The sequence below is a fragment of the Litoribacter ruber genome (assembly GCF_018500185.1).
Taxonomy (GTDB): Bacteria; Bacteroidota; Bacteroidia; order Cytophagales; family Cyclobacteriaceae; genus Litoribacter; species Litoribacter ruber.
Genome location: NZ_JAHBGI010000005.1, coordinates 143,388 through 164,318, shown reverse-complemented (window position 1 = coordinate 164,318; position 20,931 = coordinate 143,388). Strand labels below are relative to the sequence as shown.

20 protein-coding genes are annotated in these 20,931 nt (G+C 44.9%); 18 read left to right on the top strand and 2 right to left on the bottom strand.

The window, feature by feature from the left end:
* The first annotated feature begins 13 nt into the window (after positions 1-13).
* The 5 genes from murG (at position 14) to ftsZ (ending at position 6,418) form a co-directional block, all read left to right on the top strand.
* Positions 14-1,096 (top strand): undecaprenyldiphospho-muramoylpentapeptide beta-N-acetylglucosaminyltransferase, encoded by a 1,083-nt coding sequence (gene murG / locus KIH41_RS09205; protein ID WP_214162324.1) that lies wholly within the window; start codon positions 14-16, stop codon positions 1,094-1,096.
* Positions 1,093-2,484, top strand: a complete 1,392-nt coding sequence (gene murC / locus KIH41_RS09200; RefSeq protein WP_213944821.1) for a UDP-N-acetylmuramate--L-alanine ligase — start codon at positions 1,093-1,095, stop codon at positions 2,482-2,484. Before murG ends, murC begins: the two co-directional genes overlap by 4 nt.
* The gene (locus tag KIH41_RS09195; protein ID WP_317194933.1) at positions 2,474-3,235 is read left to right on the top strand and encodes a cell division protein FtsQ/DivIB; all 762 of its coding nucleotides are present in this window, start codon (positions 2,474-2,476) and stop codon (positions 3,233-3,235) included. The genes murC and KIH41_RS09195 overlap by 11 nt, the downstream gene beginning before the upstream one ends.
* A gap of 12 nt (positions 3,236-3,247) precedes the next feature.
* On the top strand, positions 3,248-4,558 hold the full coding sequence (ftsA, locus tag KIH41_RS09190; protein WP_213944822.1) for a cell division protein FtsA: 1,311 nt from the start codon (positions 3,248-3,250) through the stop codon (positions 4,556-4,558).
* A gap of 129 nt (positions 4,559-4,687) precedes the next feature.
* A complete protein-coding gene (ftsZ, locus tag KIH41_RS09185) occupies positions 4,688-6,418 on the top strand; it encodes a cell division protein FtsZ (RefSeq protein WP_214162198.1) in 1,731 nt (576 codons plus the stop codon).
* Here ftsZ and KIH41_RS09180 read toward each other — a convergent pair whose 3' ends face one another.
* The gene (locus KIH41_RS09180) at positions 6,419-6,943 is read right to left on the bottom strand and encodes an NADPH-dependent FMN reductase (protein ID WP_213944824.1); all 525 of its coding nucleotides are present in this window, start codon (positions 6,941-6,943) and stop codon (positions 6,419-6,421) included.
* Positions 6,944-7,193: 250 nt separating this feature from the next.
* Here KIH41_RS09180 and KIH41_RS09175 point away from each other — a divergent pair, with 250 nt between their 5' ends.
* The 6 genes from KIH41_RS09175 to KIH41_RS09150 all read left to right on the top strand — a co-directional run bounded on the left by KIH41_RS09175 (position 7,194) and on the right by KIH41_RS09150 (position 12,228).
* The gene (locus KIH41_RS09175; protein ID WP_214162197.1) at positions 7,194-8,024 is read left to right on the top strand and encodes a purine-nucleoside phosphorylase; all 831 of its coding nucleotides are present in this window, start codon (positions 7,194-7,196) and stop codon (positions 8,022-8,024) included.
* Positions 8,025-8,034: 10 nt separating this feature from the next.
* Positions 8,035-8,844: a purine-nucleoside phosphorylase gene (locus KIH41_RS09170; protein WP_214162196.1), complete on the top strand. Its 810-nt coding sequence runs from the start codon at positions 8,035-8,037 to the stop codon at positions 8,842-8,844.
* Between the two features lie 63 nt (positions 8,845-8,907).
* On the top strand, positions 8,908-9,555 hold the full coding sequence (locus tag KIH41_RS09165; protein ID WP_214162195.1) for an SDR family oxidoreductase: 648 nt from the start codon (positions 8,908-8,910) through the stop codon (positions 9,553-9,555).
* An 81-nt stretch (positions 9,556-9,636) separates the two neighbouring features.
* On the top strand, positions 9,637-10,371 hold the full coding sequence (locus KIH41_RS09160; RefSeq protein WP_214162194.1) for a class I SAM-dependent methyltransferase: 735 nt from the start codon (positions 9,637-9,639) through the stop codon (positions 10,369-10,371).
* Positions 10,368-11,351: a polysaccharide deacetylase family protein gene (locus KIH41_RS09155; protein ID WP_214162193.1), complete on the top strand. Its 984-nt coding sequence runs from the start codon at positions 10,368-10,370 to the stop codon at positions 11,349-11,351. Before KIH41_RS09160 ends, KIH41_RS09155 begins: the two co-directional genes overlap by 4 nt.
* Before the next feature lie 16 nt (positions 11,352-11,367).
* Complete coding sequence (locus tag KIH41_RS09150) at positions 11,368-12,228, top strand: glycosyltransferase family 2 protein (RefSeq protein ID WP_214162192.1); 861 nt, start codon at positions 11,368-11,370, stop codon at positions 12,226-12,228.
* 39 nt (positions 12,229-12,267) lie between these two features.
* Here KIH41_RS09150 and KIH41_RS09145 read toward each other — a convergent pair whose 3' ends face one another.
* A complete protein-coding gene (locus tag KIH41_RS09145; protein WP_214162191.1) occupies positions 12,268-13,560 on the bottom strand; it encodes an amidohydrolase in 1,293 nt (430 codons plus the stop codon).
* Between the two features lie 115 nt (positions 13,561-13,675).
* Here KIH41_RS09145 and KIH41_RS09140 point away from each other — a divergent pair, with 115 nt between their 5' ends.
* The 7 genes from KIH41_RS09140 to KIH41_RS09110 all read left to right on the top strand — a co-directional run bounded on the left by KIH41_RS09140 (position 13,676) and on the right by KIH41_RS09110 (position 20,758).
* On the top strand, positions 13,676-14,701 hold the full coding sequence (locus KIH41_RS09140; RefSeq protein WP_214162190.1) for a DUF481 domain-containing protein: 1,026 nt from the start codon (positions 13,676-13,678) through the stop codon (positions 14,699-14,701).
* 8 nt (positions 14,702-14,709) lie between these two features.
* The gene (locus tag KIH41_RS09135) at positions 14,710-15,411 is read left to right on the top strand and encodes an SDR family oxidoreductase (RefSeq protein WP_213944832.1); all 702 of its coding nucleotides are present in this window, start codon (positions 14,710-14,712) and stop codon (positions 15,409-15,411) included.
* Between the two features lie 81 nt (positions 15,412-15,492).
* Entirely contained in the window at positions 15,493-16,410 is a 918-nt protein-coding gene (gene gldA / locus KIH41_RS09130; protein ID WP_214162189.1) for a gliding motility-associated ABC transporter ATP-binding subunit GldA, read from the top strand.
* Positions 16,403-17,125 (top strand): gliding motility-associated ABC transporter permease subunit GldF, encoded by a 723-nt coding sequence (gene gldF, locus KIH41_RS09125; RefSeq protein WP_214162188.1) that lies wholly within the window; start codon positions 16,403-16,405, stop codon positions 17,123-17,125. The genes gldA and gldF overlap by 8 nt, the downstream gene beginning before the upstream one ends.
* Positions 17,122-18,798 carry a gliding motility-associated ABC transporter substrate-binding protein GldG gene (gene gldG / locus KIH41_RS09120; protein WP_214162187.1) on the top strand — a complete coding sequence of 559 codons (1,677 nt, stop codon included), beginning with the start codon at positions 17,122-17,124 and terminating at the stop codon, positions 18,796-18,798. The genes gldF and gldG overlap by 4 nt, the downstream gene beginning before the upstream one ends.
* A gap of 121 nt (positions 18,799-18,919) precedes the next feature.
* A complete protein-coding gene (dnaN, locus tag KIH41_RS09115) occupies positions 18,920-20,044 on the top strand; it encodes a DNA polymerase III subunit beta (RefSeq protein WP_213944836.1) in 1,125 nt (374 codons plus the stop codon).
* Positions 20,045-20,197: 153 nt separating this feature from the next.
* A complete protein-coding gene (locus KIH41_RS09110; protein WP_213944837.1) occupies positions 20,198-20,758 on the top strand; it encodes a type 1 glutamine amidotransferase domain-containing protein in 561 nt (186 codons plus the stop codon).
* The last annotated feature ends 173 nt before the right edge of the window (positions 20,759-20,931 follow it).

The following is a 20,931-nucleotide window of genomic DNA, read 5'->3' as shown; positions in this document are numbered from 1 at the left end:
AACATATAGAATCATGATTAGCGGTGGTGGCACCGGCGGACATATCTACCCTGCCATTGCCATTGCCAATGCCTGGATGGAAAAGCATCCCGGGTCAGAGATTCTGTTTGTGGGTGCTGAAGGCAAAATGGAAATGGAGAAGGTGCCTCAGGCGGGATATAAAATCGAGGGCTTGAAGATAGCCGGTCTGCAGCGGACATTGACCTTGGCGAATCTGGCTTTCCCTTTCAAAGTGCTAGCTAGCCTCCAAAAAGCCAAGAAACTGGTGAAGGATTTCAATCCGGATGCGGTGATTGGAGTTGGGGGGTATGCCAGTGGGCCAGTTTTATATGCTGCCCAGGGCAAAGGTATCCCAACCTTGATTCAGGAACAGAACAGCTATGCTGGATTGACGAATAAGATCCTTGCCAAAAAAGCCAATACCATATGCGTGGCTTATCCTGAAATGGACAAGTTTTTCCCATCGGGAAAAATCACCTACACAGGAAACCCGGTAAGAAAAGATATACTCTCCTTGGAGGGAAAAAAAGATAAAGGACTGGAAAACTTCGGTCTCGAAAAAGGCAAGCCTGTAATCCTAGTATTGGGCGGTAGCCTTGGAGCCAGAACGATCAACCAATCGGTGCTTGGGTCTCTTCAGCAGTTTGAGGAACTTGGGTATCAGGTTTTGTGGCAGAGCGGGAAATTTTATTTCGAGGAGATGTCCAAGGCAGTAAAAGGTTCCAAGTTTAAAAATGTGAAGGTTTTTGCCTTTCTCAAGGAAATGGACCTCGCCTATGCTGCCGCAGATATCGTGATCTCCAGAGCGGGTGCGCTATCTGTGTCCGAATTGAGCTTGGTGGGCAAGCCGGTGATTTTTGTACCCTCTCCGAATGTGGCCGAAGATCACCAAACCAAAAATGCCATGGCCTATGTGTCGCAAAAAGCAGCCCTAATGCTGGCAGACAATGTAGCAGTGGAAAGACTTGGGGAAACGGTCGCCAACCTGATCGCCGATAAGGCTGAAATGGCACTCTTGGGGCAAAATATCAAGCGCTTGGCAAAGCCAGAGGCTACCAATACCATTGTAGAAGAAATTGAACAATTGATTAAATGAATTTGAAGAACCTACATAGCGTCTATTTCCTCGGCATAGGAGGTATCGGGATGAGCGCCATTGCCAGATGGTTTGCACATCAAGGTATTGCCGTGTCCGGATATGACCGCACCTCTTCGGCTTTGACCCAGCAGTTGGAGCAGGAGGGGATTAAGGTTCATTTTGAAGATAGCCAGGCCACTTTGCCAAGTGGATTGGATAAAGAAAACTCCTTGGTGGTTTGGACTCCGGCTATACCAGCCAACAGCTACCAGCTGAATTATTTCCGCCAAAACGGCTTCCAGTTGAAGAAGCGGTCTGAGGTATTGGGAATGATCACGGAGGGGTTCAAAACGGTGGCCGTGGCTGGCACGCACGGGAAAACTTCAACATCCGCACTTGTAGCCCATTTGCTGAAAGTCGGAGGGTTGAATGTGACGGCATTTTTGGGTGGGATCACCCAGAATTTCAATAGCAATCTGTTGCTTTCCGAAGGTGATTCCGATGCGCAGGTGATTGTGGTAGAGGCTGACGAATTTGATCGCTCTTTCCTTACCCTTCATCCAAATATTGCCATTGTGACTTCTTTGGATCCTGACCATTTGGATATTTATGGAGATGCCAACGAGCTTGAAAAATCATTTGCCGACTTCATTAATTTGATAGACAAAAAAGGTAAATTATTTATTCAAAAAAATGCTGTTGAAAGGTTAAATAGGAATAATTTTGGCTCTTTGGACCTAGAAATATATGGGTTGAATGGCGCGTCTATTCAAGCCCTTGATATTCAGTCCGGAATACGTTCTTTTGAGTTTACCTATTCAGGAAAAAATCAGAGTTTAGAGAATCTAGCTCTTCATGTACCGGGATTCCACAATGTGGAGAATGCCCTGGCTGCCATTTCTGTTGCTTTGGAATTGGGAATCGATGCCGATTCGATCAGAAAAGGACTGGAGAGCTATAAAGGAGTAAAGAGAAGATTTGAAATCAGGTATCAGCAAAATGGCCGGGTATACATTGACGACTATGCCCACCACCCCGAGGAGATTAAAGCCTTTCTTGGTTCGGTGAAAGCCATGTACCCAGACAACAAGCTGACCGCAATTTTCCAGCCTCACCTGTTTTCCAGAACCAAAGATTTTGCGAAGGAATTTTCAGAAAGCCTCTCCCTTGCGGAAGAAGTGCTGCTATTGGATATCTATCCTGCCAGAGAACTACCTATCGAGGGTGTGACTTCCCGGATGTTATTGCCGGGGATTACCTCTGGGAGCAAAGCTGTATTGGCAAGAGAAGATGTGATTCCGTTTTTGGAAAAAAACAAGCCGGAGGTCCTGGTGACTATTGGAGCCGGAGATATTGACCGGATGGTGGAACCGATCACTAAATGGATGGAGGGAAATGATGAGTAGGTTAAGAATTAAAAACAGCGTAGTGTTTACCCTGCTCGTGGCGGTGCTGCTGGGCTTTATTGCATTTGTGGAAAAGAAGGAAGACAGCAAGGTTTTCCATAAACTTGAAGTAATTGTTGCCAGCATAAGCGACGTATACTTTGTGGATGAAAAGGAAATCGTGAAGATTCTGGAAAATGAATTTTCTACCCTTAAGCCAGGTACGCCAATCCATGCTATTGACTTGAAAAGCGTGGAGAAAAAGGTGGGCAAGCATCCTTTTGTAAAGGACGCAGAAGCATTTAAGGACCTTAAAGGAAATGTGGTGGTGAAAATCAACCAGCACAAACCTATTGCGAGAGTGGTAAGACCGATGGCTGCCGATGGATATATTTCCTCAGAAGGAATTGTTTTGCCGACTTCCCAGAAATACACTTCAAGGGTGCTTTTGATTGATGGGCCAAATGGTGAAGCCTTGTTGGGCAAAAAGGATATCAGTAAGACTGATAAAGAGCTGCTTGAACTGATCCATTTTATCGTAAATGATAAGTTTTGGAACGCACAGATTTCCTCCATGGAAATCAATCAAAAGGGCGACATTACCCTATACCAGCAAGTAGGCAAGCAGACGATTGAGTTTGGCAAGCCTACTGAGATTGAGGAGAAGTTCAAAAAGATAGAGATTTTGTATAAGGAGATTTTACCCAAGCAAGGCTGGAATGCCTACGACAGGGTGAATGTCAAATATAAGGACCAGATTATTTGTGAATAATTGATTATAGCTATGGAAAATGACAAAATAGTAGTTGGGCTGGACATTGGGACCACCAAGATTTGCGCCATCATCGGCCGCAAAAATGAGTTTGGCAAGTTGGAAGTACTCGGTATGGGCAAGGCTGTTTCTGACGGCGTGATCCGCGGCATTGTGACCAACATTGACAAGACAGTGAGTGCTATTGAAAAAGCCGTAAACGAGGCTTCGGAAATGGCGAACGTGAATATCGGCGAGGTGATCGTGGGTATAGCAGGTCAGCACATCAGAAGTTCCATCCACCATGGCGTAATCATCAGAAATACTAAAGAAGATGAGATTACCATAGAGGACGTAAGAAGGCTTTCCAACGACATGGAAAACATCGTAGTGCCTCCGGGAAACACCATCATCCACGTGATGCCTCAGGATTACACTGTCGATTATGAAGATGGGATCAAAGATCCGGTAGGTATGTCTGGTGCCAAGCTTGAAGCTGATTTCCATATCATCACCGCCCAAACCACAGCTATAAACAACATCAACAGATGCGTGAAAAGAGCAGATCTTGTTTCCAGGGATTTGATTCTTGAACCATTGGCTAGTTCACTTTCGGTCCTGAGTGATTTAGACAAAGAAGCAGGGGTATGTCTTGTGGACATCGGAGGTGGTACTACCGATATAGCTATATTTTATGACAACATCATCCGACATACGGCTGTCATTCCGTTTGGTGGAAATATCATAACCACAGATATCAAGGAAGGATGCATGGTAATGCAGACTCAGGCGGAGTTGCTGAAAACCAAATTCGGTAGGGCAATCGCTGAGGATGCCAATCCAAATGAAATAGTATCCATCCCGGGCCTTAGAAACAGGCCTCCAAAAGAGATTTCCATCAAAAACCTGGCTTCCGTAATTGAGGCCAGAATGGAGGAAATTATTGAAATGGTACAATCAGAAATCATGGCCAGCGGTCTATATAAGAAATTGGCAGGCGGAATTGTGCTCACCGGCGGTGGGTCACAGCTCCAAGGTGTAAGCCAACTTTTTGAATACATGACTGGTCTGGATACGCGAATCGGTTACCCTAATGAACACCTGGGTAAGACAGTTGTAGAAGATGTAAAGAGCCCTATGTACGCTACTAGTGTGGGCTTGGTGCTAGCAGGTTTTAAAGCGCTGGACGACAGAGAGGATCTTTACAGACAGAGACAAACGGTATCCGTAACCCCACGCACACAGCCGAAAGTGGAAGCTGGCGCCAAAGACATCTTCGGTTCCATCCGAGACAGGCTCAAAGGGTTCATTACGGATGATATAGGCGACGACACTTGGAAGTAGTTCCATTTTACTAGGGCTTTATCAAATAGGGAGTCTTAAGGCCTTGCCTTAAGCTTCCCTCCCAAGTTCACTTTAACGATTACATATTTTTAGATTTTAAATTACAGTTCACCAAAAATTGAGGAAAAAATGTCAGACAACAAAGATTACAGATTTGACCTTCCGAAAAACCACAAGTCTATCATCAAAGTGATAGGAGTAGGAGGGGGTGGTTCTAACGCAGTGAACCACATGTTCAACCAAGGTATAAAGGATGTGGAGTTTGTGGTAGTCAATACCGACTCCCAGGCACTCAAATGCAGTCCTGTACCCTTGAAGGTGCAGATCGGCGCCAACCTTACAGAAGGTCTTGGAGCCGGTGCCAATCCTGAAAGAGGAAGAAACGCTGCTATTGAAAGCAAGGAAGAAATTAGGGAATTACTTTCCGATAATACCAAGATGGTATTTATCACTGCCGGTATGGGCGGTGGAACCGGTACAGGTGCCGCACCGGTGATTGCCAAGATTGCCAAGGAGATGGATATCCTTACCGTGGGTATCGTCACTGCTCCGTTTGGTTTTGAAGGCAGAAAGAAAATGGGAGCAGCCCAGCAGGGGATCGAAGCCCTTCGTGCAAGCTGCGACACCGTGCTTGTTATCCTAAATGACAAGTTGCGTGAAATATACGGCAACCTGGCCATCAGATCTGCTTTTGGAAAGGCCGACAACATCCTTTCTACTGCTGCCAAATCCATCGCTGAAATCATTACCGTACACCAGGATGTAAACGTCGATTTTGAAGATGTGAAAACTGTGATGTATGATGCTGGGGCAGCCGTGATGGGTTCTGCAACAGAGGAAGGCGAAGGCCGTGCCATCAAAGCCGCTGAGAAAGCCATCGCATCTCCATTGCTCAACAATGTGGACATTCGAGGTGCGCAGAAGATTTTACTTTCCATCATGTCTGGTGAGGAAGAGGAGCTTTCTATGGACGAATTGAGCGAAATCACTGAATTTATCCAAGAGAAAGCTGGAGAAGAGGCAGAGGTTATCTTCGGTCAGGGTATCGATCAGGATCTTAAGAAATGTATCCGTGTCACCGTGATCGCTACAGGTTTTGAAGCTGATTCATTAACTAAAGAAGAAGATGAGAAGCGTGCGAAGCTGGAGGCGGAGAAAAAGAAGCAGGAAGAGGAAGAGGCTGAAAAAGCTAGAATTGCAGCAGAAAAAGCCAAGTTAGAAGCGGAAAAGCAAAGATTGGAAGAAGAAGCCAATGCTACCAAGATCATTGATTTGGAGTCAGGCAAAACTTCTAAAGTGGAAGAGACTGCAGAAGCGGGGTCTACCTTTACTTTCCCAATCAACATTCCGGGTTCTCCAATTAATCCTGCCAGACAGGAAAATGTAAACTATGGTTACCAGCAGCCGCAAAGGCAGCAGGCGCCATCTGCTCCACAGCAACCTGAGAGAAAAGTATATACTTTGGATGGAACCGAAAAGGATACACCATCAAATAAATATACTTTCATCAAGCCTAATGATAACCAGCGTGATGAGCGTGAACCAGAGCCTCAGTCTAGATATCAAGAGACTAAGGAAGAAGAGGTGAGCGGTGCCTATACTACTGACCATTACGAGCAGTACAAGCAAAAGGCGATCAAAAGAGCCCACGAAAGATTTGAAAGATTAAGCCAGATGAGGTCTGTAAACCAGTCTCAGGAAGATTTCAAGGAAAAACTGGAGACTCCAGCTTACTTGAGAAAAAATGTGAAGCTTCAGGATGTTCAGCACAGTTCTGAGCAGAACATTTCTAAGTTTAACCTGAATGATGACAACGAAATACTTGGCAACAACAGGTTTTTGCATGACAATGTTGATTGATTAAAAATCAATCAACATTTCAGCTTGGGTTTGCAATAAGTCAATGTAGAATCTGTTGGTGAGCAGATTGTCAGACATATTTTCCTCAATTTTGGCCAGTTTTGGCTTGTTGGCTAATACATGCATTCCCAAATAATGGAAGATGTCGGTGAGGTGGCTCAAAGCGATGCCACCCCCGCCAATTCCTGAGGAAAGCCCCACCAAAGCGCACTTTTTGTTCCTAAAAGTGTTGGGATAACTCATTCCATCGATGAACGACTTCAGTATTCCCGGAAATGAGCCGTTGTATTCCGGTACGATAAATACAAATTTCATCCCTTCTTTGACCTGGTTGTGCACCCGGTTATACTCCTTGTTTTTGCCATTGTGCTCATATAGAGCCGTAAATATGAAATCATTTGGCAGGTCCATTAGGTCAATGATCTCAGCTTCCTGATTCAAGTCCTGCAGGATTTCCAAATACTGCTGGGCAATCTGGCTGGAAATGGAATTTCTCCTGTTTGTGCTTACTATAATTTTTATCATCTCAAAATGGTCCTGTTAGGATTATCTTGTTTATGGTTTGAAGTTTAAAGTTTAAAGCCTACGGATAGACTGCCTTGGTGTCCTTCTATTTAAGCTTGGTGCAATTTTGTGACCCGTTGCTAATATTGGTTTAATTCGGCTGAATTAAATACACCAAAAGCTACCTTTAAGTTTCTGGGCCCTGAATTTAGGCAATGCACAAATGATTCCTGTGGATTTTCTATTAAATTTGGGCAAAAACCAAGTTATCATGAGCGAAATTGACTATTCCAGCCGCATTGAGCAGGCGGTGAGCCATATAAAAAACCACATTCAATTTAATCCTCAAGTAGGGGTGATCCTCGGGACAGGCTTGGGCCGATTGATTGACGATATCGAAATCGAAGGGGAACTGAACTATGCGGATATCCCTCATTTTCCTGTTTCTACTGTGGAAAGCCATTCGGGCAAACTGATTTTTGGCAAGATCAATGGAAAGTCCATTGTGGCCATGAAAGGGCGCTTTCATTACTATGAGGGTTATGACATGAAGGAAGTGACTTTCCCTGTTCGTGTCATGAAGCAACTTGGGGTTTCCTGTCTGATTGTCTCCAATGCTGCAGGCGGGTTGAACCCTTCTTATAAAATCGGGGAAGTCATGATTTTGAATGACCACATCGACCTCTTTCCTGAAAACCCGTTGAGAGGGAAAAACCTAGACCAGTTCGGCGTGAGGTTCCCCGATATGAGCGAGCCTTATTCTTCTGAGTTGATCGAAAAAGCCAGGAAGATTACCCAGGAAGAAGGAGTAATGGCCCATGAGGGTGTATATGCTGGCGTGCAAGGTCCTAACTTGGAAACTAAGGCTGAATACAAATACCTGCGCACCATCGGCGCTGATGCCGTGGGGATGAGCACCATTCCCGAAGTGATTGTAGCTAGGCATATGGAATTGCCGACATTTGCGATTTCTGCCATCACAGATCTTTGCTCGCCGGGCAATATCAAGAAAGTAAGCATCGCCGAGGTACTTGCCGCAGCGGCCAAAGCTGAGCCGGGAATGGCGCTGATCATTAAAAAACTTATCGGACAACTTCCCTAAGATGGCTTTGATGAGAGAAAACTTTACCGAAACCTTGGATTTCCTCAGGTCCAAATTCCCCACATTACCTAAAGCCGGGATCATTCTTGGCTCGGGTTTGGGCAATTTCAGCAGCAGGATAGAAGGTCCGATTGAGATTCCCTATTCCGAAATCCCCAATTTTCCTCAATCCACCGTGGAGGGCCATTCTGGAACGTTGATATTTGGAACGCTCAAAAACATACCCGTGGTTGCCATGAGTGGGAGGTTTCACTTCTACGAAGGATATGAGATGGATAAGGTGACTTTTCCGGTCAGGGTGTTGAAGCTCTTAGGAATAGATTTTCTTGCAATCTCCAATGCTGCCGGAGGGCTGAATCCCAGTTTTCAGGTGGGTGACCTCATGATTATCCAGGATCATATTGATTTGTTCCCCTACAATCCACTTCGTGGAAAGAATGAAGATGACTTTGGTGTCAGATTTCCGGATTTGAGTGAACCCTTCGATATGGCGCTTCGCAAAAAGGCTCTGGAGATTGCAGTCAAAAACAATATTTTGGCCCATTCAGGTGTATATGCAGGTGTGCAAGGACCTAAACTAGAGACAAGGGCAGAAATGAGGTATTTGAGGATCATCGGTGCCGATGCCGTGGGGATGAGTACGGTGCCAGAAGTGATCGTAGCCAGGCACATGGACTTGCCGGTGATAGCCGTAAGTGCCATCACCAACCTCTGCATACCCCAAGAAAAGCAACACTTTTCTCATGATGGTGTGGTGGATGCTGCCCAAAAGGCTGAGGCTTCCCTGAGCAAATTGGTCGAGGAGCTGCTTCAGAGCTGATTCCCTTCCATGGCATATTTCTTGACAATTTTAGGTTGTTTTTAAACCCTAAATTGACAGAATATGGAAAAGGTATTAATTATAGGAGCCAATGGGCATACGGGAAGAATCATAGCAACCAAATTAAAGGATGCTGCTTCGTATATCCCGGTAGCCATGATACGGGATGCGGGTCAGAAGGATTATTTTGAGGAAATGGGCGTACAAACCTGCATGGGAGATCTAGAGGAAGAATTTGAAAGCTGCTATAAAACTGTGGATAAGGTCATCTTTGTCGCGGGGTCGGGATCTTCCACAGGCAAGGATAAAACCGAGTCGATTGATAAAGATGGCGCCCAGAAAAGTGTAGACTTAGCCAAAAAGCACGGGATTAAAAAGTATGTAATGCTCAGCTCTATGGGGGCTGAAGACCCGGATCCGGATTCCGGAATGCACCATTACCTTTCGGCAAAAAATCTTGCCGACGAGCATCTGAAAAAAAGCGGAGTGCCCTATGCCATCGTACGACCTGGCGCACTGACCCACAAAAACGGGACAGGTAAGATCAAAGCAGCTTTTCAATTGGAGGAGCAGGGAGAAATCCCACGGGAGGATGTGGCATCAGTGATGATTCACTGCTTGGATAGGGACTATGGTACAGGGTTGACTTTTGAGATTCTCTCTGGCGATCAGGATATTCCGACAGCTATTGAAGGATTGAGGCAGGTTTGAAAACCTGCTTTTTTTTATGGGTTTAGGTTGCTTTGTATTTGAAAAAAAGATTAAATTTAGTAACATTTAAACTTTTTTAATATGAAAATACTTTTTCAGGATTCCATCAAATCCTCCCTTAAGCGCAATCTTATTAATCTCGGTTTTCATTATGATTTTAAGCCTACTGTAGGGCAGATGAAATTCGGAGATTTCAAAAGATTAACTCCCATTAGCGATGTATTTGGTTATGATAGGGGAGGCCCTATTGACCGCTATTATATCGAGAATTTTTTAACAAACAACGCTGAATGCATTCAAGGGCGTTGTCTCGAAATTGGAGACAATGAATATACCATGCGGTTTGGCGGAGACAAGGTGCTGCGCAGTGATATCCTGCATGTTCATGAGCGGAATCCACAAGCGACAATCATTGGTGATATCTCGGATTTGCCGCAGGTGGAGGATGACAGTTTTGATTGTATTATTTTGACACAGACTCTTCACCTGATTTACGATTTCAAAAAAGCATTGCAAAGCACTATTCGGATATTAAAGCCAGGAGGATTCCTTTTGCTAACTGTACCCGGTATTACTCCAATTGCAAAAGATGAATGGGGGGAAAGCTGGTACTGGTCATTTACCTCCCGAGCGATGCAGAAGATCATGGAGGAAGTGTGTCCCCAAGGAAAAACTGAGGTTGAGAATTTTGGAAATGTGTTTTCGGCTTCCAGTTTTTTATATGGTTTGGGGTGGCAGGAACTTACGCATGAGCAGCTGGATTACCAGGACCCAGATTTTCAGGTGGTGGTGACCGTAAAGGTTCAGAAATTATGAGGAAGTTTATCAATAACCTACTTAAACCCTCCACAGCTATAGTATTGATGTACCATAAGATCGGCTCACCCAAGACCGACCCCTGGCTTCTTGCTGTTTCCGAGGAGAATTTTGATCAGCAAATGGCCTGGTTGTGCAACAATCTTCGGGTTGTTGCCCTTGGCCAGCTTATAGGGGAATTAAAGGCTGGAAAAATCATCCAAAACTCCGTAGCCGTTACTTTTGACGATGGGTATGAAGATAACTATATATTGGCTAAACCAATCTTGGAGAAGTACGGGATTCCAGCAACTTTTTTTATTACGGATAGAAACCTTGAGGATGGGAAAAGCTTTTGGTGGGATGATTTGGAAGAAATAGCCTTGCATTCCGGCCAGCTCCCCGCTTCCATACATGCCAATGGGTCGGAAATAGACCTTGGTGATGAAATGACAATTGCTGCCAACCATTGGGATGGAAATGCAAGGTTTTACGCCATGGAGCCGATTAACAAAAGATCAGAACTTTATTACATGCTATGGCAGGAATTTGGTCCCTTGAAATGGAGGGAGCAGGACATCCGACTCGCAGAGGTTAAAGCGTGGGCAAACAGAAACTCTTATGATGTAGACAAATGCATGAGTAAAGAGCAGCTAAAGGATTTGTCCAGTAATGAGCTTTTCACGATTGGGGCTCATACCCATTCACATCCCGCTCTTGAGGCCCATTCTATCGAGACTCAGTTTTTTGAAATCAAGCAAAACCTGGATTATCTATACAAACTGACTGGTTCCATCCCAGAATTTATAGCCTACCCATCAGGAAGTTACAACGAAAATACCCTTGAGGTAGTAGATAGACTTGGGCTGGAGGCTGGACTTACGACGGTTCCCGTGCCAATTTCCAAAAAGACTAAGCCTTTTGAAATGGGCAGGTTTCAGGTTATGGACTGGGGAAGGGAGGATTTTTCTTACAAATGTACCCAGTGGTTGGGTCAGTAATCAAAAAGGAAGCTTTATGAGACCATTGGTATCTGTTGTAATCTGCTTCTTTAATGAGGAGAGATATTTGGGCGAAGCAATCCAAAGTGTTTTGAGTCAATCTTATCCCAACCTTGAAATTATTCTAGTTGATGATGGCTCCACCGATGCAAGTCGCGGGATTGTGGAAAACTTTATGTTAGCCCACAAAAAAAAGATCAGGTTGGTGGAACACGCCAACGGTGAAAATAGAGGGTTGAGCGCCAGTAGAAACCGTGGGATTCATTTTGCCAGAGGGGAGTATGTTGCTTTTTTAGATGCAGATGATGTGTACCTTCCGAACTATGTCAGTACTCAGGTTGAAAAGATGCTGAACCATAAAGTATCCTATATATGTGAGGCCACATTGTATTGGGAGGGGAATGATAATGACCAAATTGTATACGTGGGAGCTCCAAGTGAGCAGGTTTATAATCCACAAGAATTGAATCAAATCCTATATCCCCTCAAAACCCATGCAGCTCCTTGTATGTGTGCCGTAATGGTGAAAAGGGAGTCTATATTAAGAAATGATGGTTTTGAGGAGTCCTTTACTGGAATGTATGAGGATCAAGTGTTTTTAAGCAAGTTATATTACAATGAGGTGGGATACATTTCCTCATCATGCAATAATTTTTACAGGCAGAGGAAAGATTCCATGATGTCCACAGTAGCGGATAGGGCTAAATATATAGACATCAGGAGGAAGTTTTTATATTGGTTTAAATCCTATTTAAAGGAAAAGAGAAATGAAAACAGAATCATTTCTACCCTTTTGAGAAAAGCAATCTTGTCCATAGATTATCCCCGCTTGTATTCGGCCTACAACAAGCTACAAGTGAAATTCAAATTGGCTTAACAAAAAAGGCTATCCCAATTTCTTGGATAGCCTTTTCGCTTAATTCTGCTCCATAAATTCCAAAGTCAAATACGCCAAGGTCCTCATGCCGAGCACAAAACCTCCTTCATCCAGGTAGAGGTCAGGCGTGTGGTGGGAGGCCACCTCGGTAGGGTCAGCGCCTTTGGGCATTCCGCCGAGAAAGAAAAACAGCCCCGGGGCCTCTCTTTGGTAATAGCTGAAATCTTCCGCTCCTGTGATGGGATCTGAATAGATCACATTTTCTTCACCTGCCACTTCTTTTAGGGTGGCTTCCATTCTAGAGGTCAGGTCAGGGTCATTTACCGTGGATGGATAGATTTTTTCAATGGTTACTTCTGCTTTTGCCCCTGCGCTTTCGGCGATCTTTTCGGCAATTTCTGCAATGCGCTTGTGCACCAATTCCTGCTGGTCGTCTCCAAAGGTTCTAACCGTCCCGATCATCTCCACTTCCTCGGGAATGATATTCTGGCGCACCCCGCCCTTGATCGCGCCTATGGTGACCACAGCTGGGCTTTCGGTGATGTTGACGTTTCGGCTCAGGATGGTCTGGAGGCCCGTCACAATCTGGGCTGAAGTCACGATGGGATCTACAGATGCCCAAGGAGCGGCCCCATGGGCCTGGCGGCCTTTGACCAGGATTTTTAAATTGTCGACCGCTGCCATGGCGGGACCTGAACGATAGCGGATCTTGCCAACCTCGGTCTGGGAGTTGATGTGCAAGCCAAAAATGGCGTCAACTCCTTCCATTACACCTCCTTCCACCATCTGTTTGGCTCCCCAAGTTTCCACGTCAGGTGAAAAAACACCTTCTTCTGCAGGCTGGAAGATGAACTTTACGGTTCCTTTCAGCTCATCCTTCATTTCAGCGAAAACTTTGGCAACCCCCATCAGCATGGCCACGTGGGTATCGTGACCACAGGCATGCATCACGCCGGTTTCCTGTCCGTTATATTCGGTTCTTACGGTAGATTTGAAGGGGACATCTGTCCTTTCCGTCACTGGAAGGGCATCCATGTCAGCCCGGAGGGCTACGGTTGGGCCAGGTTGCCCGCCTTTTAAGATGCCAACCACTCCGGTCACGGCCACCTCCTCCTGAACCTCCATCCCCAAAGACCTCAAGTGGTCGGCCACGATTTTGGCCGTGCGGGTTTCTTGATTACCTAGCTCAGGGTGTTGGTGAAAGTCGCGCCTCCATTCGATTACCTGGTCCTCGATAGAGCTTGTTTTTTCATCCACCGTGGACTTTAAATCACTCTGCCCCAAGGCTAAGTGGGACATCATGCAGAGTAAGATTGGTATTGCTTTCTTCATAATTTTGTTAGTTGTGTGATGGTTATTTTTTAAAAATACAAAATTTCCATTTCTTATTCATTGCAAATATAGGAATGGAATAAAGATTGCATGGTTAGACCAAACATCATTCTTAATGAGGTATTTCTTTTTGCTGATCTTTTTCATTTTTATAAGCAGCATTACTGGTTTAGCCCAAGAAAAAGACACCCTTTATATAAAGAACCAATCACCCCTTGTCGGCAAATTGGAGCGGATTCAATTTGGCGTGGTACGCTTCAATGCCGACAATGTGGGCCGGGTGGAAGTGGATGTTACCAATGTAAAAACCTTTCGAACTTACGGGTTCGGCTACCGCGTGCAGACTGCCAACAGGGAGTTTTACATCGGGATTTTCAAAACTCATGAAGAAGAGGGCCGGGTCAGGATTTTGACGGGGTTTGATGAAATTGATATTGCCATTAGGAATCTTAATGAGGTAAACCTGCTGAGAGAAAACTTTTTGGAAAGAGTGCAGGGAAGGGCAACTGCAGGGTATACCTTTTCCCGATCCAGTAACATTGGGCTTTGGAACGGTTCGCTCGAACTCGGATATGATACCGAAAGGCTCGACATTGACCTTACGGGTTCCATTATCGTCAGCCAAGAAGAAGGGGGATTCAGCCGGGATAGGGAAAATGTCCTGCTGATTGCTAATTATTATCTCAGCCCGAGTTGGCATGCCTGGGGGCTTGGGAATTATCAGCGGAATTTACAGTTGGGCATACTGAGGCGTTTGCAGCAGGGGGCAGGTTTGGGTATCTTTGCCATACAGGATAAGCGAACTATCAGCAGGTTGGCCAGTGGGCTTGTGATTAATCAGGAGGTCAATATTCAAAGGCAGGTCAATTCCCCACTCTATGAGGTGCCGGTGATTTTAGAATTCACCTTTTTCCGCCTTAGAAAACCCCAGCTGAACTTCAGAACGACACAAAGTCTTTTTGTCAGCCTAACCCAGCAGGGCAGGATCAGAAACGATGGGGATACCCGCTTGTCCTGGACGGTAATCAATAACTTTGAAATAAACTTGAACTTTTATAACAACTTTGACAACCAGCCCCCTTCAGAATTAGGTTCTACTTTTGACTACGGATTGGTGTTCGGTGTTGGATACAGATTTTAACAAACCATATGGAAATTGAAGGAAAATTAGCCATCGTGACGGGAGTCAGCAAGGGCATTGGTTACCAGGTGGTGACCCAACTTTTGGAAAAAGGTGTAAAAGTGGCCGGTTGGGGCAGGAGCCATCCCGACCTTTACCACGACAACTTTACCTTCTTCCCTTGCGATGTGTCCCGCGAAAGTTCTGTTGAGGAAGCCTATAAGTCTACCAAGGAAAAATATGGTAAAGAGATCCATATCCTGATCAACAACGCCGGGTATGGACAAGCTTCTCCGATTGATGAAATGAAATCAGAGGATTGGGAGAAAATGTTCCAGACCAATGTCCACGGGATATATTATGCCACCAAGAGAATAGTGCCCCATATGAAAAAAATGGAAGAGGGCCATGTTGTAAACATTTCCTCCATTGCCGGGCTGAATGGGCTGGCTAATTTTTCCGCCTATTGTGCTACCAAACATGCTGTGAGGGGTATTTCCCATTCACTTTATATGGAATTGAGGGATTTTGGGATCAAAGTCAGCACAATTTATCCAGGTTCTACCCAGACGCAGTTTTTTGATGATATCGATGGAATGGAATCGAGTGAAAACATGATGCGACCGGAAGATGTGGCCACCACCATTGTGCAAATGCTGGAAACCCACCCCAATTTCTTCATCGCCGACGTAGAGTGCCGCCCACTCCAGCCAAAAGGCAAGAAGAAGTAGGATTGAGGTTTCTTCGGTCTTCGGTCTCTCATTTGGGTATGTAAAGCATTCCCTGTATTTTTACGCACTAACCGCTGAACTATGTCTTTGGAAGTAATCAACCTTTCTAAAACTTACGGGGAGCAGAAGGTGCTCAACAAAATTTCCTTTGAAGCCAAGGCCGGACAGGTTCTGGGCTTTTTGGGGCCAAATGGTGCTGGAAAGTCTACGACCATGAAAATCGCCACCGGATACGTGCTTCCCGATGAGGGAGAAGTTAGGGTGAACGGGGTTTCAGTTTTGTCCGATCCCAAGGAAGTCAGCAGAATGATAGGTTATCTGCCTGAGCATAATCCTCTTTATCTGGATATGTATGTTAAGGAATTTCTTGCCTTTATAGCAGGACTATATTCCATGGGGAAAAGCCATCATGAAAGCAGGGCCAAAACAGTAATTGAACAGTGCGGCCTAGGCCCGGAGCAGCATAAAAAGATCGGGCAGCTTTCCAAAGGCTACCGCCAAAGGGTAGGGCTGGCCAAAGCGTTGATCCACGATCCTTCTGTGATTATCTTGGATGAGCCCACCACCGGGCTTGACCCCAATCAATTGGTAGATATCAGGAAGCTGATCAAAGACATCAGTTGGGATAAAACGCTTATCCTCAGTACCCACATCATGCAAGAGGTGGAGGCCATTTGTGAAAAGGTGGTCATCATTAATAAAGGTCAAATTGTCGCCCAAGACCTTTTGGCTAACCTCAAATCCGAAGCGGGTAAAAGCTCAATCTTGCTCCAGATAGAAGAAACCATGGATCTGGAGCTGTTTAAAAACCTGCCTTTGGTGAATAGCCATAAGCTGGTTGACCAGCATACGGCACTTTTTTATACTTCCGATCCAAAGCTTTTGAGAAAACAGCTCCTGCAGTTTGTCCAAGACAAAGACCTTACCTTGGTGCGGATACAGCAAGAAGAAAAAAACCTAGAATCCATTTTCCATCAGTTGACCAATCAGAATGGGTAGTTTATTAAAGAAAGAGATCAACAGCTTTTTCAACCAACTCACAGGATATTTAATTGTCATCATTTTCCTCATTTCTATAGGTCTAATAGTGTGGGTTTTTCCGGATACCTCAGTTTTGGAGTACGGTTATGCAGATTTGGACCCGCTTTTTACCTATACTCCCTTTGTGTTTGTGTTTTTGGTGCCGGCTATCACCATGAAAATGATCGCCGAGGAAAAGAAAACCGGGACATGGGAATTGCTCATGACCTCCCCCATTAATCCTTTTCAGATCGTATTAGCCAAGTACCTAGCCGCTGTGCTTTTGGTTTTGATAGCCGTTTTGCCCACCCTGATTTACCATTTTAGCATTTCCCAATTGGGGAGCCCGGTGGGGAATATAGATAGTGCAGGTTTTTTTGGGTCGTTCATAGGACTGGTTTTCATAGGTGCTGTCTTTTCCGCCATTGGGATTTTCAGTTCTGCTCTTACAGATAACCAGATCGTTGCATTTGTGATCGGGGTATTCCTAAGCTTTTTCCTTTATTTTGGTCTCACAGCCGTCACCGACCTGATGGCCTTGAGCCAATTTAGCCTTTGGCTGGAAAATGTGAGTCTGAGCTATCATTATCGCAGCCTAAACAGAGGGGTGATCGTATCATCCAACCTGCTGTACTTTTTTGCCTTGATCACGGTATTATTGGGTGCCACAGCTTTAATCATCCGCAGAAAATGAGAAACACCAACAAGAGCATATTCAAGTCTATCGGAATTCTTGCGGGATTGCTGGTGCTGTTTTTTATTTTGGAAAGTCTATTTCCATTTAGGATTGACCTGACTGAAGATAAAAAGTATTCCCTGCATCCCGCAACAAAGGAAACACTAAAAGAGCTCGACGAGCCGCTTGAAGTGGAAATTGTCCTTACCGGCAAACTACCCGGTGGTATGCGCCGACTTCAACTGGCCATCGAGGAGACGATAAGGACATTCAATGCCTACAGTTCTCATAGAATCACTTATCATTACCAGGACCCGCTAGAAATTGAAGGAGAAGAGCAGCGTGATTTTATCTATTCACTTTCCGAATATGGAATTAGCCCAACAAATCTTCATGCTACGGTAGACGGGGGGCAGTCTTCCAGACTTATATTTCCCGGTGTGGTGATTCGTGACAGTGAGTTTGAGACCGGAGTGCTGCTCCTAAGAGGAGAAAGAGGGATGGGCCCGGAGGAAATCCTCAACCTTTCGATTGAAAATCTGGAATATGAGCTTATCAATGGGATAAAAAAACTGATTACCAAACAGCAGTATGCAGTAGGTATGGTGATGGACCATGGGGAGCTGGATGATGATGACGGTTTTGGGATGGTGGAAGCCTTGGTGGAAGATTATGAGGTATATAAGGTGCCTTTGGCAGACGCCACCTCTGTGGAAGATATCCTGGGATTCGATGTAATGCTGGTGGCCGGTCCAAAGCAGGCGTATTCGGAAAGAAGCAAGTATCTGCTGGATCAGTACTTAATGAGAGGTGGGAACATTATATTCCTGATGGATCAGATGCAGGTGGATCTGACCGAAGCCGGAGGTGGTGGCACCACGGCTTTGCCGATGGAAAGCAATTTGGATGACCTGCTCTTCCGCTATGGAGTGCGCGTCAATCGGGATTTGATCCAGGATCTCAGCTTCGGCTATCATCCTGTAATGACCGGGCAGTTTGGGGATCAGCCGCAGATAACGCCTTTGCCATGGCCATTTTATGTAGTGGCGGGGAGAATGGAAAACCACCCCATCACCAAAGGATTGGATCAGGTTCAATTCCAGTTTATCAGCTCCATTGATACGGTAAAGGCTGAGGGGGTGACCAAAACTCCCCTGATTTTCTCAAGTGACAATAGCAGAGTGATGGCCTTCCCGGTTAGGGTGGCTTTTGAGGATATGGCTCAGGAGCCGGAGGTGGAGAGGTTTAACGAAAGGCATTTGCCTCTTGCATATCTTTTAGAAGGCAATTTCACTTCTTTTTACAAAAATAGGTTTCTCCCTGATGGGGCCAATAAGGAAGAGTTTATCGAGGAAGGCAGCCAAGGAAAAGTGGTGGTGATCGGGGATAGCCAGGTGTTTAAAAGCGACTTTGATCTCAATTCCAGAGAGCCTGTACCTTTGGGAATGGATCCTTTTACGGGCAGTGAGTATGCTAACCGATTGTTTCTTCAAAACATGGTCAGCTACCTCATCGAGCCCGACGGCATCATTGCCACTCGGACCAAACAGTTCCAGATTAGACCTTTGAATAAGGTAAAAATCCGCAATCAGAAAACTTTCTGGCAAGTGATGAATATTGGAGGTCCCGTGTTGTTGATCTGTTTGATTGGCTTGGTAAAAGTCTACCTGCGAAAAAAGCAGTATGGTTAACCCCAAAAAAATGAAGATTATTCGAAATATTTTGCCATAAATCTCCCAGCAAGGGGAGCTTTTATAATTTTATTTCTAAATTTACCCTGTTATAACTACAATAGAAAAATTAGTCGACCGTATGAAATTCATTGTTTCCTCTTCTGCACTTTTAAAGCAGCTTTCTGCTATCAATGGGGTAGTGACCACAAACCCGGTGGTGCCTATTCTTGAAAATTTTCTTTTTGAAATTAAAGAGGGTAAACTGACCATTACCGCCTCTGATCTTCAGACTTCGATGATGACTGAAATTGATGTGGAGGCAAAGGAAGATGGCAACATCGCCGTTCCTGCCAAAATTCTTATCGAAACCTTGAAAAACCTTCCGGAGCAGCCGGTGACATTCAGCATCGATAGTGAAACCTACAGCATTGAAATCAGCTCGGATAACGGTCGTTATAAACTGGCTGGTGAGAACGCTACCGACTTCCCAAAAATCCCTTCAGTAACCAATGCCACTACTGTGGATATGTCCACTGAGGTCCTTAGCAGTGCCATCAACAATACCATCTTTGCAACCAGCAACGACGAGTTGAGACCGGCGATGACTGGGGTGTATGTGAATCTAAGCAGTACCAATGCGACATTTGTGGCAACCGACGGCCACAGATTGATCAGATATAGAAGAGTGGATGTGGCTTCTCCTGATGCGGCAAGCATCATTATCCCTAGAAAAGCCCTAAACTTACTTAAATCAACCTTGCCTTCTGAAAATGTGCCGGTGTCAGTTGAATTCAACAGCAGCAATGCTTACTTCAACTTCAACAACATCAGGATGATCTGTAGGTTGATTGATGAGCGTTTCCCTGATTACGAAAACGTAATTCCAGTGGACAACAACAACGATATGACCATCGATAGAGTAGAATTTATGAGCTCTATGAAGCGTATCGCCATCTATGCAAATAAAACTACCCACCAGGTAAGATTGAAATTGGTAGGAAGCGAGCTTCAAATTTCTGCTGAGGATCTTGACTTCTCTAACGAAGCCAATGAGCGCCTATCTTGTGAGCATGAAGGAGAGGATATCGAAATCGGCTTCAACGCCAAGTTTTTGATCGAGATGTTGAATAACATTTCTGCCAAAGAAGTAACCTTGAAGTTCTCCGCTCCTAACAGAGCTGGTCTAATTGTTCCTTCTGATAAGGGAGAGAACGAAGATATCTTGATGTTGGTGATGCCTGTTATGTTGAATAACTACGTATAAGAAGTAGACATTAAAATTTATAATGAAAACGCCTCAATATTTAGTATTGGGGCGTTTTTTTTGTGGCCTAAAAATTATTCGATTGTACAAACAATGCAGGGTTACGCCTGTTTAGGAATAAACAGATAATTAAACCACAAAACCTAAAACACAATGTCTAATTTACAAGGTAAGAAAGTAGCTATATTAACCGAGACCGGATTTGAGGAGAGCGAATTGCTCAGCCCAAAGGAAGCCTTGGAGAAAGAGGGTGCCACTGTGCATGTAATATCCCCAGCCAAGGAAATCAAAGGCTGGAAAGATGGCAACTGGAGCAAAGAGGTGAAAATCGACTTGGCTCTAGATAACGCCAATGCTAACGACTACCATGCGCTGGTAGTGCCGGGTGGGGTGATCAACCCTGACAAACTAAGAATGAATGAAAAGGCAGTGAGCTTTATGAAAGCTTTCTTTGAAAAAGGTAAGCCGGTAGCAGCCATTTGTCACGGCCCACAGGCCTTGATCGAGACTGGTGCGCTGGAAGGCCGAGAGATGACTTCCTGGCCATCAATCAAAACAGATCTCAAAAACGCCGGTGTCAACTGGGTGGATGAAGAGTGTGTATGCGATTCAGGCCTCGTGACCTCCAGAAAGCCAGATGATCTTCCAGCTTTCAACAAAAAGCTGATTGAGGAAATCAAAGAGGGGGTTCACGAAGACCAGAAAACTGTCTAGTATAATTTTGCCATCTAATTAAAGGGCTGTTTCATTTAAATGAAGCGGCCCTTTTGAATTATAGCAGTCTAAGATCATCCTGTATAGAGATTGGATTCATTATAGCAATTTGGTAATACTTATACCAGTATTAAACCAATCTTTAACCAGTGTTAAGCCAGTGAAAAAACAAT

Coding starts and splice junctions, on each gene's coding strand:
- murG (WP_214162324.1), top strand. CDS start 14: ATGATTAGCGGTGGTGGCACCGGCGGACATATCTACCCTGCCATTGCC.
- murC (WP_213944821.1), top strand. CDS start 1,093: ATGAATTTGAAGAACCTACATAGCGTCTATTTCCTCGGCATAGGAGGT.
- KIH41_RS09195 (WP_317194933.1), top strand. CDS start 2,474: ATGATGAGTAGGTTAAGAATTAAAAACAGCGTAGTGTTTACCCTGCTC.
- ftsA (WP_213944822.1), top strand. CDS start 3,248: ATGGAAAATGACAAAATAGTAGTTGGGCTGGACATTGGGACCACCAAG.
- ftsZ (WP_214162198.1), top strand. CDS start 4,688: ATGTCAGACAACAAAGATTACAGATTTGACCTTCCGAAAAACCACAAG.
- KIH41_RS09180 (WP_213944824.1), bottom strand. CDS start 6,943: ATGATAAAAATTATAGTAAGCACAAACAGGAGAAATTCCATTTCCAGC.
- KIH41_RS09175 (WP_214162197.1), top strand. CDS start 7,194: ATGAGCGAAATTGACTATTCCAGCCGCATTGAGCAGGCGGTGAGCCAT.
- KIH41_RS09170 (WP_214162196.1), top strand. CDS start 8,035: ATGAGAGAAAACTTTACCGAAACCTTGGATTTCCTCAGGTCCAAATTC.
- KIH41_RS09165 (WP_214162195.1), top strand. CDS start 8,908: ATGGAAAAGGTATTAATTATAGGAGCCAATGGGCATACGGGAAGAATC.
- KIH41_RS09160 (WP_214162194.1), top strand. CDS start 9,637: ATGAAAATACTTTTTCAGGATTCCATCAAATCCTCCCTTAAGCGCAAT.
- KIH41_RS09155 (WP_214162193.1), top strand. CDS start 10,368: ATGAGGAAGTTTATCAATAACCTACTTAAACCCTCCACAGCTATAGTA.
- KIH41_RS09150 (WP_214162192.1), top strand. CDS start 11,368: ATGAGACCATTGGTATCTGTTGTAATCTGCTTCTTTAATGAGGAGAGA.
- KIH41_RS09145 (WP_214162191.1), bottom strand. CDS start 13,560: ATGAAGAAAGCAATACCAATCTTACTCTGCATGATGTCCCACTTAGCC.
- KIH41_RS09140 (WP_214162190.1), top strand. CDS start 13,676: ATGAGGTATTTCTTTTTGCTGATCTTTTTCATTTTTATAAGCAGCATT.
- KIH41_RS09135 (WP_213944832.1), top strand. CDS start 14,710: ATGGAAATTGAAGGAAAATTAGCCATCGTGACGGGAGTCAGCAAGGGC.
- gldA (WP_214162189.1), top strand. CDS start 15,493: ATGTCTTTGGAAGTAATCAACCTTTCTAAAACTTACGGGGAGCAGAAG.
- gldF (WP_214162188.1), top strand. CDS start 16,403: ATGGGTAGTTTATTAAAGAAAGAGATCAACAGCTTTTTCAACCAACTC.
- gldG (WP_214162187.1), top strand. CDS start 17,122: ATGAGAAACACCAACAAGAGCATATTCAAGTCTATCGGAATTCTTGCG.
- dnaN (WP_213944836.1), top strand. CDS start 18,920: ATGAAATTCATTGTTTCCTCTTCTGCACTTTTAAAGCAGCTTTCTGCT.
- KIH41_RS09110 (WP_213944837.1), top strand. CDS start 20,198: ATGTCTAATTTACAAGGTAAGAAAGTAGCTATATTAACCGAGACCGGA.